At 54.1% G+C, this 13982-nt stretch carries 14 protein-coding genes, 1 tRNA gene and 1 pseudogene; 10 read left to right on the top strand and 6 right to left on the bottom strand.

What is annotated here, in order from left to right:
- The coding region (locus JW878_07090) for a tetratricopeptide repeat protein (GenBank protein MBN1762821.1) at positions 1–229 on the top strand (229 nt) is incomplete at its 5' end.
- Between the two features lie 237 nt (positions 230–466).
- Positions 467–682, top strand: coding sequence for a type II toxin-antitoxin system HicB family antitoxin (locus JW878_07085; GenBank protein ID MBN1762820.1), 216 nt, complete (start codon positions 467–469; stop codon positions 680–682).
- 37 nt (positions 683–719) lie between these two features.
- Here the strand turns inward: JW878_07085 and JW878_07080 are convergent, their stop codons facing one another.
- The 4 genes from JW878_07080 to JW878_07065 all read right to left on the bottom strand — a co-directional run bounded on the left by JW878_07080 (position 720) and on the right by JW878_07065 (position 4143).
- Positions 720–980 carry a hypothetical protein gene (locus JW878_07080; GenBank protein ID MBN1762819.1) on the bottom strand — a complete coding sequence of 87 codons (261 nt, stop codon included), beginning with the start codon at positions 978–980 and terminating at the stop codon, positions 720–722.
- Positions 967–1821 carry a 2,5-diamino-6-(ribosylamino)-4(3H)-pyrimidinone 5'-phosphate reductase gene (locus JW878_07075; GenBank protein MBN1762818.1) on the bottom strand — a complete coding sequence of 285 codons (855 nt, stop codon included), beginning with the start codon at positions 1819–1821 and terminating at the stop codon, positions 967–969. Before JW878_07075 ends, JW878_07080 begins: the two co-directional genes overlap by 14 nt.
- A gap of 108 nt (positions 1822–1929) precedes the next feature.
- Positions 1930–2994 (bottom strand): formate--phosphoribosylaminoimidazolecarboxamide ligase, encoded by a 1065-nt coding sequence (locus JW878_07070; GenBank protein MBN1762817.1) that lies wholly within the window; start codon positions 2992–2994, stop codon positions 1930–1932.
- 21 nt (positions 2995–3015) lie between these two features.
- Positions 3016–4143, bottom strand: coding sequence for a formate--phosphoribosylaminoimidazolecarboxamide ligase family protein (locus JW878_07065; GenBank protein MBN1762816.1), 1128 nt, complete (start codon positions 4141–4143; stop codon positions 3016–3018).
- A gap of 92 nt (positions 4144–4235) precedes the next feature.
- On the opposite strand from JW878_07065, the gene JW878_07060 reads away from it, so the two are divergent.
- The 7 genes from JW878_07060 to JW878_07030 all read left to right on the top strand — a co-directional run bounded on the left by JW878_07060 (position 4236) and on the right by JW878_07030 (position 8475).
- A tRNA-Leu gene (locus tag JW878_07060) sits at positions 4236–4319 on the top strand.
- A gap of 523 nt (positions 4320–4842) precedes the next feature.
- Entirely contained in the window at positions 4843–5193 is a 351-nt protein-coding gene (locus tag JW878_07055) for an STAS domain-containing protein (protein ID MBN1762815.1), read from the top strand.
- A gap of 6 nt (positions 5194–5199) precedes the next feature.
- Complete coding sequence (locus tag JW878_07050) at positions 5200–5355, top strand: hypothetical protein (GenBank protein MBN1762814.1); 156 nt, start codon at positions 5200–5202, stop codon at positions 5353–5355.
- Between the two features lie 137 nt (positions 5356–5492).
- Positions 5493–5711 carry a hypothetical protein gene (locus JW878_07045; protein MBN1762813.1) on the top strand — a complete coding sequence of 73 codons (219 nt, stop codon included), beginning with the start codon at positions 5493–5495 and terminating at the stop codon, positions 5709–5711.
- Positions 5712–7094, top strand: coding sequence for a SpoIIE family protein phosphatase (locus tag JW878_07040; GenBank protein MBN1762812.1), 1383 nt, complete (start codon positions 5712–5714; stop codon positions 7092–7094).
- Complete coding sequence (locus JW878_07035; protein ID MBN1762811.1) at positions 7091–7519, top strand: ATP-binding protein; 429 nt, start codon at positions 7091–7093, stop codon at positions 7517–7519. Before JW878_07040 ends, JW878_07035 begins: the two co-directional genes overlap by 4 nt.
- Before the next feature lie 32 nt (positions 7520–7551).
- The gene (locus JW878_07030; protein ID MBN1762810.1) at positions 7552–8475 is read left to right on the top strand and encodes a cation transporter; all 924 of its coding nucleotides are present in this window, start codon (positions 7552–7554) and stop codon (positions 8473–8475) included.
- 300 nt (positions 8476–8775) lie between these two features.
- Here JW878_07030 and JW878_07025 read toward each other — a convergent pair whose 3' ends face one another.
- Positions 8776–10083 carry an acetyl-CoA hydrolase/transferase family protein gene (locus tag JW878_07025; protein MBN1762809.1) on the bottom strand — a complete coding sequence of 436 codons (1308 nt, stop codon included), beginning with the start codon at positions 10081–10083 and terminating at the stop codon, positions 8776–8778.
- Between the two features lie 209 nt (positions 10084–10292).
- Here JW878_07025 and JW878_07020 point away from each other — a divergent pair, with 209 nt between their 5' ends.
- A complete protein-coding gene (locus JW878_07020; protein MBN1762808.1) occupies positions 10293–12728 on the top strand; it encodes an anti-sigma factor antagonist in 2436 nt (811 codons plus the stop codon).
- 31 nt (positions 12729–12759) lie between these two features.
- Here the strand turns inward: JW878_07020 and JW878_07015 are convergent.
- Positions 12760–13893, bottom strand: a pseudogene (locus JW878_07015) (xanthine permease).
- Positions 13894–13982 lie beyond the last annotated feature (89 nt).

The following is a 13982-nucleotide window of genomic DNA, read 5'->3' as shown; positions in this document are numbered from 1 at the left end:
TTTGTTAAAGGAATTGGAGCGAAACGAGGAGGCGGAAACGGAATACAAAGAGGCGATTCGGATCAATCCCGATTATGCCGAGGCGCACGGTAACCTTGGCATCCTCTATTCACAAACGAAAAGAGTGGAAGAAGCTCGGAAAGAATTAGAGACTGCTAGGAGACTGTTTGAGGAGCAAGGAAGAGCAGAGGATGTAAAGATAGCAGAAGAATTGCTGAAGTCTCTTTGATACTCCAAAAAAGCTATTTCTTCGTCAGCTTCTCGATCACTATACTCTTGTTGCAGTTACTGCACCGCACCCGGTACGGCCTCTTTTTGAAGACTACGCGCGATTCCTGCTCGTGATATACGTACGCAAGAACTCTCACGCTTTTAAACCAATCTCGGTCACACAGTAGCTTTAACATTCATTCCGTTTAATAGTATAAGTACCCAAAAAAGAAAGAATAAAGGGGTGAAGCAGAGCATGTTGCGGCATTTTACCTTGGAATATTGGATCGATGAGGGCTGGTATGTCGGACGACTGAAAGAAGTCCCCGGCGTATTCAGTCAGGGCGAATCTCTGGCAGAGTTAGAAGAGAATATCCGTGACGCATACCACTTGATGATAGAAGATGAAATTCCGCACCGGACTATGGTGCAGACAAAAGAACTAATCAGAAAGCAGCTCGGACTCAAATAAATGATGGAGCTTCATTTGGTATTCTCAGCAGGAACAGTTATTTCTTCGTCAGCTTCTCGATCGTAATGCTCTTGCCGCAGTTATTGCATCGCACCCGGTACGGTCGCCGTTTGAACTCCACTCGTGACTCCTGCTCGGTCGCGCAGTACGGGCACGTGAGCTTGTAACCGAACTCTTCCTCGCCCTTTTTGCGCCACACAACGACCATACCGGTCTTATCACCCTGCTCGTTCTCCAATTTCCGGCTCGTGATGTATGCAAGCTCCTTTATATCCGTTATCCCTTCAGGTAGTTTCATTTTCCGATTCTGCTCCTAATAATTCTTCTATGTTTATTTCTTCTTCCTCCTCCTCCACTTTCGGCTCCTCCGCTTCTTTGTCATGAAGCACACACCATTTCAGTAACACGCCCTCATCCAGCTTCTCCACACGCAAGAGCTTCAGCTTCACTGGCGCAGCTCGCTCGCCAAACCCTGCACCGTCCACGAGTGTCGGCGCGGTCTCACCGCCCAGTATCATATTCCCGACGTAGGTATAAACTTCGTCAACGAGCTTTTGGGAGAGCAACGACCAGTTGAGCTTTGCACCGCCCTCGACCATCACGCTGCGTACGCCACGGAGCCATAGATCATGAAGCAGTTTCTTCAAATCCACTTCAGCCGTGCCGCAGACCAGGACGTCCGCTTTCTCGCCTAATTTACCGACATCCTCCACAATCGCCTGCTGCGAAACCGCAATGATCCGTTTGCCTTCGCCCACATTCAGGATATCAGCATCAACTGGCGTTCGCGCCTTGCTGTCCACCACGATTCGCAACGGATTCTCATCTTTGCCCATGCGCTTCCGTTTATCGCGCTGTTTCTTCGATTTCACCGTCAACGACGGGTTATCCGCCAGAACGGTGCCGATACCAACCATGATCGCATCGCTCTCAGCCCTTAACGAATACACCCGGTCAAAATCTTTACTGCCGCTTATTCGCGTTTGCGTTCGATCGACCGTGGCGATTTTACCGTCTGCGCTCATTGCCGCGTTGATAAAGACAAACGGGCGCTCTGTCTTCTCATAATCCTCTTCAACGCCCTCACCCTCGCCCGGCTCACTATCCAAAAAGTCCTCCAGGGTTACGCCTTTCGCCATTTTACCTCGGGTTTATCTGAACGTGCTAACACAGGTTCCTCTTCGGTTAATTTGTAAAACGCCACTCACTGACAGATATGATATTCCTACCTCACCGTTTATAAACCTTCAGTATATAACCTTCTCAAGCGAATCCTCCCTGAGTGCGTCTCTTATCTCTCGTGATATCCGCCTGCCGGTGCTCATCGGCTCCTCGTAGAGCAGGTGCGAATACGGCGAGCCGTTGATGTACAGATTGGTGCCCGCGACGATTCGTGCCGAGATCTCGAACGCGATAAACTCCAGGTCCTCTTTGCAGATCGTTTCGATGCAGAACGGCCCGGTCAGGCCAGGACTGAACAGCTCCTGTGAGGTCTGGATCACGTGCTGACCCATCTCCAGTATCCGGGGCAGGAGCGACTCCCGTACGACAACCGGAAGGTTGCCCGTAACGACAAATGACGGCTCCGGTTGGCTCTCCTTGAGGATATAAGTCATCCTGGCGATTCCGTCAATGTTGGATTCGTACCGGATGTCCATACTGAGGAGCTCCAGCCGGTCATTTAACGGCGAATAGAAATAGTGTGGGTAGAACCTTGTTCCTATTACGAACTCCTGGATAGTGAACCGATCCTTATCCTTCAGTTCCAGCTTCTTGTGCTTCTCCGCAAATTCCGCCAGATTACTGGCAAGAATGTAATCCTTACCACCCTTAGCGCCCGGGAACTTCACCATTACTAACCGATCGATCTCCGCAGGGTCTTTGAACTCCCGAGGCAGTTTCAGGCCTGCACGCTCCAGCCATTCCCGCTCCTTATCGCGGTCTGATTCCCAATCCAGCACCCTTCGGTTACCGAACATAGGCACGAAGAGCTCGTTCTCTATCCTGACGGGAGAAAGGTACTCCACAAAAGACCCATGTGGAATAAGCACGGCATTTCTTGCTATTAACTCGTCCTGAAACTCCTTATTCAGCACGTGCTTGAAATTATCGACCGTGAGTAGTTCATCAGCAAGTCCAAACTGGCGGTAAACAGATTCAGCACCTTTCTTACAGATTACCAGGTTCTTGAAGCCCTCGTCCCGCGCGCCTTTCAGTATCTGGAGTGCGGTATGACTCCCTATCGTGGCTACCGTTATCTTCTCACGGTCGTAGCCTGCCAGAATCTCCCAGATCGCGTGCTGGTCTATCATTTATTTGTTTATTCATTCAGCTCAGGTAACCGTCTCGTCCAGCCGGTTCTGTTGAATGGCTTTCCGGAGTTCCATTGCCACGCGCTTACCCACCGAGAGCGACTCGCCATAGTAGTAGCCGGAATACGGCGTGAACATGGTTCCGGGAGAGCCCTGGACGCGCATGGAGATATCGAAGACGACAGCGGTCTCTTTCGGCGGTCCGGGCGTGAACGAGGCTTGTAACGCAAAGGGGCCAACGATCCCCGGCGGGTACTCGTCCCGGGCCACCTGTACGAATTTCTCGCCGAGTTCGAATATCTGCTCTAAAAGCGATTCCTTCACCGTGCAGGCGATGTGCCCGGCTTCAATGGCCTTGACGCCCATGTACTTCAGGGCTTCTAACTGCTGCGGTGCGGGAAGGCGTAGAATACCGTCCAGATTGGTCTGTCTCCTGGTGTCCGTCCCCAAAAGCTCCAGCCGCTGGTCTAAGAGCGAATAGAAATAGTTGAAGTTGGACTGCGCACCCATCACGAATTCCTCGATTACTGCTTTCTTCAGGCCGGCCTCCGTTATTTTTCCCGCCCGGATCATCTGCTCGGAATTCGTATAAAATTCGTCGGGCGAGGATGCGAAGAAGAACGCACGCTCGTACGTGCGCTGTGCCTCCGGCGCTTTTACCAGAACTAGGCGGTCTATCTCCTCCGGGCTCTTGTACGTGCGGGGGTAAGGGATCCCGCCCTTTTTCATCAGATAATACTGGTTCCTCGGCGCGTCTCGTTCCTCTGCCCGGAGCATACTTCGCGACCCGAACAGCGGCAGTAAAAATTCATCTTCGATCCGGTCAAAGCCCACGTAGACCTCGAACGATCGGTGCGGGATGAAAATGACGTTATTTTCACGCATCTGGTTCTGCACGCGCTCATTGGTTATGTCCGGGAACTTATCGAGGATAATGGTCTGATCCACGACACCGAATGACCCGTCCGAACGATAATACTGGTCATACGTCTTCTCCCTGCCCTTCTGGCACACCACCAGCGTTCGGAAGCCGAAGTCTTTCGCGCCTCGACATATATCCAGTGCGGAATGTGATCCAAGGACACCTATAGTCGCTTTATCAAGTTCATAGCCGTCAAGAACCTCTTTTATCTCACTTCTACCAATCATCTTTCCTCTCCTACCCACTCACTGGATGGATATAACTTTTGAATTATATTAATAGGTATCTAAATCCATCTTTTATCGGATGCGTGAGTGGAGCGGGGATAGCCGAGCTGGACAAAGGCGCAGGACTTAAGATCCTGTTCCGCAGGGATACGAGGGTTCGAATCCCTCTCCCCGCATGACTTTACCATATACGATAAATAATTTCTGTTTCCGTTGAGGTCATCGGGTTCAGAACAGCCTAATCGCCGGTATCCACCCTTCGTGCCGCTTGCCGTTGATGTCCACAGACTCAAGGTGGTTCCCTGTAAAAAAGAAAGGGGGAAGAAACTCAGTGCCTCTTCCGTACTATTGCAACAGCAGCGATTGCCGAGCAGGCTGACGAGTGCGATGATGCGATTTCCTCATACAGTGAAATACGCCCCTCGCTATTCCTTCCTCAGTGACGTTGCACGTGGTACGCTCTCTGAAGCGCAGGCAGAGAGAGCGAACAGCTAAGACGGAACGTGAACGCACGCAGGCACACCGCATCGATACACAGTGAAAAGCACTAGGCATCTTTTGCTCAAGACAGATACAAGTCACTGAGTTTTTATCCCCCCCCACGCCATCTTGAAGTTGGAGAAGAACCATAAATATTTAAAAATAGTTAAACATAGGATAAGCAGTCACTTTCACGAGTTGATACGAAGGAGGTAAAGTATGGAAATAGAAACGAAAAGCATAGGTGGTGTGGAAATAATATCCCTGAACGGTCGGTTAGATGCCTATTCCTCAAACGAAGTGGAGCGAAGTATAAACACGCTGATCGATGGAGGTTGCGTGCGAATCGTCGTGAATTTTAAGGGTGTGGAGTATATCAGCAGCTCGGGACTGCGGGTGATGCTCGCGTCGCTGAAGCGGTTGAGAAAGCTTGAAGGCGATCTCAAGCTAGCGTGTTTGAAGCCTTATGTAAAAGAGGTCTTCGATATCGCGGGCTTCACCCAGCTCTTTGATATCTGCGACGAAGAGGACGATGCAGTGAAGAGGTGCAGCGCGGGTACGGGAGTGTGACCGCAGGTGGAAATAACGACTGTTACAAGCATCTATGGCAAGATAGAGCGTCCAAGCGCGCTTTCAGTGATACCACCGGAGGCGAGCGGGCAGGCGGTTCCCACCGCAAGTGACGTCATTATCTCTCCCCCGATCGAATCGCTGGATACAAGGCGTGGATGAACTCCGTGCACGATTGGACGTATTGTGAGGATGGCGAACCGCGAGATGGGTCTATTTGAGCAAAGTGGACCTGCGTGGGGTTGCTGAAGGGGTAGATCGATGCTTTTATATTTGAATGTTAATTTTAAAGCGATAAGATGGTGTCTGCTGCTCTTGAACTTGTGCTCCAGTTGATCGCACAGGCGTGTATGTTTGTGGGCATGGTGTATCTTGTCACCTACACCCGCTATTTCCACGCACTCGTAACGGGCTATTTCACGCTTCAGAATCACGCGATTTCCGTACTCGTCTCCACTGTGGTCTCGAGGTTCTCCGACCACGAGACGGCCGAAGCATTCCGGGGAGGGGAGGTTTAAATGGCGTCCACGATCTTCGAGCTCCTGCTACTACTCGTGGAGAAGATGTGCGTGATCATCGTGGTCACCTATCTCCTCACGCGCACGAGCTATTTCGAGGAGATACTGGAGCGGAAGTTCACACTCAAGAACCAGGCATTTATGATTCTCATCCTGGGCGCGCTCTCTATCTTTGGCACGTACGCGGGGTTCGAGATCTTTGGCGCACGTGCGAATGTCCGCGACCTCGGCCCGATGGTTGGCGGCTTGATTGGCGGGCCGATGATCGGCTTGGGCGCCGGATTGATCGGTGGACTGCACCGATACTTCCTGGGGGGGTTCACCTGTCTCCCCTGCTCACTCGCCACGGTGCTCGCCGGGCTCTTTGGTGGTGCACTTTACCTCCTCAATAAGCGAAAGTTCATCGGCATTCCGGGCGCGGTGCTCTTCGCGGCGCTCATGGAGTCCTTCCACATGGGCATAACCCTGCTCCTCGCACGACCCTTTGCCGAAGCGTTGCAGGTGGTGGAAGAAGTGAGCCTGCCCATGATCTCCTCGAACGCGTTGGGCATGTTCTTCGCCGCGACCATCATCGCCAACCTAATTCGAGAGCGCGAGACGGCCGAGGAACGCGACCGATATCAGGCGGAGCTGGAGCGGAAGCGACAGGAGTTGAAGATCGCGCACGAGATCCAGCAGAGCTTCTTGCCCGATGCGATACCGCTCTTACGCGGCTTCGAGCTCGCGGCGCTGAACCTACCGGCGAAAGAGGTGGGTGGCGATTTCTACGATTTCATACCCATCTCGAAGGATAAAATGGGTCTGACGATCGCGGACGTTTCTGGGAAGGGCGTGCCCGCAGCGCTCTTCATGGCCCTCTCTCGCACGCTCGTACGGGCGAACGCGCGCAACAATCCGAGTGTGGCGGAGGTGATCAGGGATGCGAACAGCATGATTACGGCAGATTCGAAGTCCGGAATGTTCGTTACGCTCTTCTACGCGATCCTCGATTTGAAGAAACGGACGCTGACCTACGTGAACGCGGGTCATAACCCGCCGGTACTGTTCGAGGAGAAGAGCGGCGATCTCATCATGCTTCGCGCAAGGGGCATTGCGCTCGGCGCGATGGATGAGATCGAGCTTGAAGAGCGGACGCTCGAGCTGGCCAGCGGCGATGCGGTGGTCTTTTACACCGATGGCGTGACGGAGGCGGTGGATGCGCACGAGCAGCAATTTGGTGAGGAGCGACTCGTCAGACTTATTAGAGAGAGCCACGGTCTTTCCGCCCAAGAGCTGGTAGAGCGGATAAAGGAAACCGTCTTAGCTTTTTGCGGCGATACGCCCCAGTACGACGATATCACGCTGATGGTCCTGAAGGTGGGTGCGGCGGAGGCGGAGGCATGACCGAGCGATTCGAACTCACGGTGGAGGCAAAGGCAGAGCAGTTAGCACGGATCGGCGAGTTCATTACGGATGCGATGCGCGCCTTCGGGCTCGATGACCGGAAGAGCTTCCAAGTGCAACTCGCGGTCGACGAAGCGTGCGCGAACATCATCAACTATGGGTACGCCGATGCCGAGACGGTGGGGATGATTGAACTCGTCTGTTGCAAAAAGGGCGAAGACATCGTTGTGGTTATCTCTGATGTGGGAACACCGTTCGATCCGACGACTGCCCAACCGCCAGACCTGACTGCAAATTGGGAAGAGCGCGCTATAGGAGGACTGGGAATCCACTTCATGAAGACGCTGGTGGATGAACTCGCCTATGAGTACCGAGACGGAAAGAACGTGTTGACAATGCTTGTGAAACGTCACGATCGTACGTAAGTGACGGTCGAGAACAAAATAGGTTAAGTAAGATGTCTGCAGGACAACAAGCTCAGGAACGATTGGAAAAGGCAACCGAGATCACGCTAGCAAGTATCGTTGCCAATGTGGTTCTCGGCGTTTTAAAAATAGTCGTTGGGCTTTATTCCGGTACCCGAGCGCTGGTGGCCGATGGGATTCACTCCCTCTCTGACTTAGTGTCGGACGTTATCACCCTGATAACCGTACGAATCGGCGCACGAGGAGCAGACGAACGCATGCATTACGGTTATCGTCGCGTCGAAACGGTGGGCGCTTTGTTTGTCTCGCTTTTGCTGGTGTTTGCCGGTGGAGAACTCATCGTGAGTGCCTTTCACGCACCCGAGCAAACCACCGTTGAAGGGCTCCAGTTTGTCGTTGCTATGGTTGCGGCTCTCTCAGTAACAACCAAGGAATTCCTCTTCCAGGTAACCCGACGATTGGGGATTAAATTGAGCAACCAGGTGCTGATTGCCAATGCCTGGCATCATCGAAGCGATGCCGTCAGTTCGGTAGCGGTGCTCCTCAGTGTCATCATTCATGTGATCTACCCGCAGCTCGTTTTCGTCGATGCCATTACGACCGTGCTCATCGCCGGACTCATCCTTCACGCAGCCTGGGAGATCGGAGCGGATGCTCTAAAAGAGCTGATCGATTTCTCACCCTCGCTGGAAATCGTTGCTCTGGTCGAAGAGATGGCGGAACGGGTTCCTGAAGTGACCTTCATCCATAACCTCCGCATCCGCACCATGGGTGGCGCGTTATACGTGGAGCTCTATGCGGAAACCGACCCGCGTTTCACCATTGAAAAAGGTCACGAGATCGCCGAGAAGATACGTCAGCAAATCACCCAAAACGTGCCTAACGTAATCGAGGTAATGGTCCATATCTCACCAAAAGGAGAGTATCTTCGAAAGACTCTGGATGATGATTTCTAAATCAATCACAGCAACTTCTAATCGGACGGTTGTTGCACCGTTTTCCTGTGCCGCTCTATCTCTTTCTCCGCAGCCTCAATATCGGTAATACGGGACTCAAACTCTTTCGTCGTGGATTTTGATCTCAGATTTTCCGCCTTGATCTCCGATAAATAGCTACTAATACGGTCTGCAACGCTACGCGATTCTTCAGGTGCAGCAAAAACTAAATTAGTCCTGGCAGCGGCGACGTGATAAAGAGCGAAAATTCGAGCGTGTTGGAAACTAATGTGTAGCTGCACTCAGGAGTTAGGAAAAAATTCAAATGAGGTACATGTCCTCCGCTTCCCGCAGAAGTCCCTCCCGGAACTGGGGATGCGCGATGTTAATGATCTCCAGCGCGCGCTCGCGCGTCGACTTGTTCTTGAGGTCGACCACCCCGTACTCGGTGACGAGATAGTGGGTATCCATCCGCGGCGTGGTCACCATCGTGCCAGGTTTGAATCGCGGCACAATCCGTGATACCGTGCCGTTCTTCGCGGTGGAATAGAAGGCCAGGATAGACTTCCCACCGTGCGATTTGAACGCGCCTCTTACAAAGTCGAGCTGCCCGCCCGTGCCGCTGAACTGCGCGCCTGCGAGGAATTCCGCATTGCACTGCCCGAGGAGGTCAACCTCGAGGATCGAATTGATCGAGATCATATTGTCGTTCTGCCCGATGACCGAGGGGTCGAGCACGTAGGAGGCAGGATAGCTCTCCATGCTCGGGTTGTCGTTCATGAACTCGTACATCTTACTCGTGCCCTGCGCAACGGTAAAGACCGTTTTAAGCGGATGAAGGGTCTTCTTTCGACCGGTTACCACGCCTTTCTCGATTAGCTCGACCATGCCGGGCACCAGAAGCTCCGTATGGATTCCGAGATCCTCATGCCCCTCGAGATACTTGGCCACGGCGTTGGGGATGCCACCGATGCCCAGTTGGATCGTTGCGCCATCGGGGACCAGCTCGGCGATGGCTTCGCCAATTGCCTGATCCTCAGGCTTCGATTCGGGCGGCCGCAGCTCCAGCAGGGGCACGTGGTTCTCCACGATCGCGTCCACCTCGGAGATATGGATGAGCGAATCGCCGAAGACGCGCGGCATCTGCTCGTTCACCTCCACGATGAGCCGTTTGCAGTGCCGGGCCGCGGTGGAGGTGAAGTCGTTCGCGGTACCGAAGCTGAAGTAGCCCGCCTTATCCATCGGCGAGACGGTGGTGATTGTCACATCGATCTCCATGTAATCGTGGATGAGACGCGGTATCTGATGTAAGTAGATGGGCACGTAGTAGTTCAGCCCTACCTTGACCTTCGGTCGGTCAGAGCCGCTGACGAACCAGGAATACGCCTGGATGCAATCGCAGAGATCGGGTGCGAAGACCGTCTCGGCGACATGCTTCTGCGGATTGAACGAATAAATCTTGAGGTCTTTCAGCTCATCTGCTCGTGCACGCTCGGCAATCGCGGCGAGCAGTGCCGGCGGCTCAGCGGTCGTCAAGCCATGAACGATCGTGCTGCCGTTCTCTATCCCCGCCACAGCCTTATCAGGCGTGGTCAGCTTCTGCCGGTATTCTTCAGTATACGTACTCATGGTGCTTTCACCTTCCTTAACAGAGATAGTTGACCTTAGTTCTTAAATTATTCAGTTCGGAATGGCGTTGCAAACTCTCTGGCATTATCTCCGTTACAATTATCGTCCCCTTCATCGCATCGATAACCTGAGGCAACGCATTATCAAGGTAAATTACTTTTAGGCGATCACCCTTTAAATCCTACAGAGGACAGGAAGGGAGGCGCGAAATGGAGATACAGGTGGAAAGAATCGATAGCATCCCGCTGATATCGCTCGACGGCCGGCTCGACGCGTTCGGCGCGGAGCAGCTGGATGAAGCACTCAAGAGCGCTATTACCCCTGAAGATTCCACGGTGGTCATCGACATGGCGAACGTCTCCTACTTGAGCAGCGGCGGCATTCGCACGCTTTTGGCGGCAGAGAAGCAGTTGAAGCCGCGAAACGGCGGCATCCAGCTCTGCAGCCTCCAATCGTATCCGCTCAAGGTGCTGGCGATGGCTGGCTTTGACCAGTTGTTCGCCATCTGGCCGACGCGGGAGGCGGCGCTGAAACACACGCGCGCACTCCTCAGCAGACGAGAAGTGAAGGTTCAGTGGGACCGCTTGCCCACCTTTACGAGCAGCGGCGCGCGCTTCACGGTCCTTGAGACCTCGCACGACGAAGCGGTGCTGAAGGTGACGAGCGATATCTCGAAGGTGCTCTATGCACGGTTAGGTGACGAGGATATCTGCACGCGTCGGTTCTCGGAAACCGAATACTCGATCGGACTCGGCGCACTGGGCGAGAACGTGTCTGCATGCGCACCGTATCTCGGCGAGATGATCACGATCGGAGGCACGATGGTCTGGCTGCCCACGGACGGGCATGATACGCCCGATTTCCTCATCGCCCAGCGCGATACCGGCGAAGTGACGATTTTCACCGGCTTCAACGTCGCGCTCGACGGCCCGTTCCACGATCTCATCGTGATGGTGCGCGAGGGCGAGACGGGCATGACGATCGGGGAGATTTATGCTACGATCTTCGAGTTCGCGCGCAAGCACCGACCGGCCTTCAAGGGCCTGCTCAGCCTCGCGCTCTGGGCCGACGTTGATGCGGTCTACAGCTCGGGCGTCAAGATCTCGCCCATTAAGAAGTTCGCGCCCGCAAACCGCGAAATGATCATGCACCCAGACAACATCGCGCAGTGGCTCGATATATCGACCATGCCGAAGCATGCTGGCGAGACGATGGTGAGCCTCGGGATGGGGCTCGATCTGCAGAGCGATCTCTCCTCCCTCGACCGGGACGCGATCAATGCGCTCTTCTACTTGCACCCGGCGAATGTCGGGAACAAGCAGATGCTGCTCCACAACCACGGCGTGATCTTCAAGCACATGCCGTGGGAGCGAACCCCAGATCTGGACGAAGCGATCAAGCGCATCGTGACAGAGGGCGAGTTCATCGATATGCGCCATCTGCTCGATAATACGAGCGTTTCGCGTGCGGTCATCGGCATCTCGTACATCGCTGAGGTTCTCTTCGAGGAGCCGACGCAAATCGCGATCGCCGGTGCATCATGCCCGGGCTGGAACGAGACGTATGAGCGTATCACGCGCAAGCTCCATCATGACTGCAGTGAAGTGCTGCTGACTCCGATCACCGGCGGCTACAGCGGCTCGCTCGTCTTTCGCGTGAATGCGTGGGACCGCAGCGGACGTAAGGAGATGCCGTTTGTCTTGAAGCTGGGCCGGTGGGCTAATGTCCACGATGAGATCCGAGGCTACGAGGAGCACGTGAAACGCTACATCCAGAACAACGCCACGCAGATCATCGAACACTGCAAACTGGGCGAGTTCGGCGGGATACTTTACAACTTCGTCGGGATTACAGGCACGGAGAGCAAAATCGGCTCGCTCGAGGATTTCTATCGCGCGCACAGCACGGATGAGGCCCTCGCCGCGTTCGATAAGCTCTTCCGCGTGGTGCTCCGGGCATGGTACGGGCAGCCGAAATTGACAGAGCTTTCACTCTATGAGGAATACGGCTCCTTCTACAATTACGAGGCGATACGGGCGTATGCGGATTCGCACTTTGGCATTACGCCGAATCAGGAGTTCATAGAACTCCCGTTCGGGCTTGGGCAGGCGGTCAATCCGCTCTATTTCGCGGAGAAGATCATGCCGGCACGCAGCTCGAAGTCGGTGAGTGTCTACCAAGCCTCGGTGCACGGCGACCTGAACATGAAGAACGTGCTGATGGACGAGGAGGCGAACATGTGGCTGATCGATTTCTCGGAGACCGAGCATGCGCACATTCTGCGTGACATTGCGAAGCTGGAAGCGGTGCTGAAGTTCGAGAGCTTTGCGATTACGTCCGAGGAGCAGTTGCGCGCACTCGTCGAACTCGAGCAGCGGTTCCTGGACACGAAGAGCCTGAGCGAGATCCCGCAGCTCCCGTACTCGGTCTCAATCGAAGATCCGAACGTGCGCAAGGCTTTTCGATGCGTGCAACGGCTGCGAGAATACGCGAACGTCGTTACGCTCCTGGATGAGGAGATCTCGCAGTACTGGTTCAGCCTGCTCTGGTACACGCTGATCGTGCTGGCGTTCGGAAGTGTGGACGAGTACGGAAAGCGGTACGCGTGGATCTCGTCGGCGCTGCTCTGTCAGAAGCTGCTGTAGAGTTCAGCTGGTCGTTGTGCGTGGGCTTTACTTAATGATCAAAATGGAATTGTACGCGACACAGATCCCTTTTCAGCTCAGATCTTAGCCGGTCCACGTAATTCATGATCATGAAGCCCGCAAGTTTTACCGTAGTTCTGGTATCTCGGATCAATTCGCCTTCGGTTGGACGTTCCGTGGGGAATTCCATGAGCGCCCCCTCGTACTGAATGTCCATGTCCAGATTGAACTCATCGAAACTGACGTCGACGGTAATGTCACCCCTCGCCAGTTTCAAGAGAGAGACCGATTCGTAAAACTCGGTCAGTGCCGCGATCGCGTGGTAGATCACCTCTCTGCGGGCGCCCCAGGCCGCGCCCTGCTTCTCCATGAAAGCGAAGATGGTATCTGTGGTGTCCACGCCGGACCGCAGCACGAGCCGCTGATGTTGAGCAATGCCAATTCGCAGGATGACATTTAGGGTAATTGCCAAGATTGCGGCCAGGGAGAGGGAAGAGCTGAAGATAGGGTGGATCCAGGGGTGAACGTTATCATACAACCCGGGTAGCACGTCCACGCTGAGCCCGAAGATCAAGGGGATCCCTACCACGAACGTCTTCCGCACGTCCAGCATCCGTGACATGATGATCTGGAACCCGGCAACGATCATGAAGCTCACGGCGTAGATGAGTGTAGCGCCCATTACCGGCTTGGGCATGATCACGAAGTTCGCGGCCAGTTTGGGAAAGAACGCGAGCGAGACCAGAATCCCACCAGCCGCAAAGGCGATTCGCCGGCTCGTTGCGCCCGTCCCGATGGAGAGCCCGATATTGCTCGAAGAAGTTGACTGCCCCATCGTGCCCACGAGACCACCGACGACCGCGCTCAGCCCGTCAGCAAGAATGCCGCCGCCGATATTCTTCATGTCCGGGCGTTTCCAGTCGAGGTCGTTGATCTTCTGGCACGTGGTGAGATCACCCACGCTCTTCAGTGCTGAGCAGGTGGCGGCAATCAGGAACGGAACAATGAGGAGGTGGTCGAATGACCAACCAAAGTACTCGAACTCAGGTAGAGCGATCATCGGTGCCTCGGTTATTACCCGGAGATCAGCGGCACCGAGTATGCCGAGTAGATACGAGGCAACGTATCCGAAGATCATACCTATGAGCACGGGATAAAGCTTCAGTTTATGTTAAGTAAACTTTGAAACTACCCGGTATAAAGTGATGCTGGTATGGCTTTGATCCCTCTATGATACCTTTTAGTGTTGAACCA

The organism is Methanomicrobia archaeon, assembly GCA_016930255.1.
Classification (GTDB): Archaea; Halobacteriota; Syntropharchaeia; order Alkanophagales; family Methanospirareceae; genus JACGMN01.
Note: the sequence above shows the minus strand (reverse complement) of the source record. Positions and strands in the feature narration are given on the sequence as shown.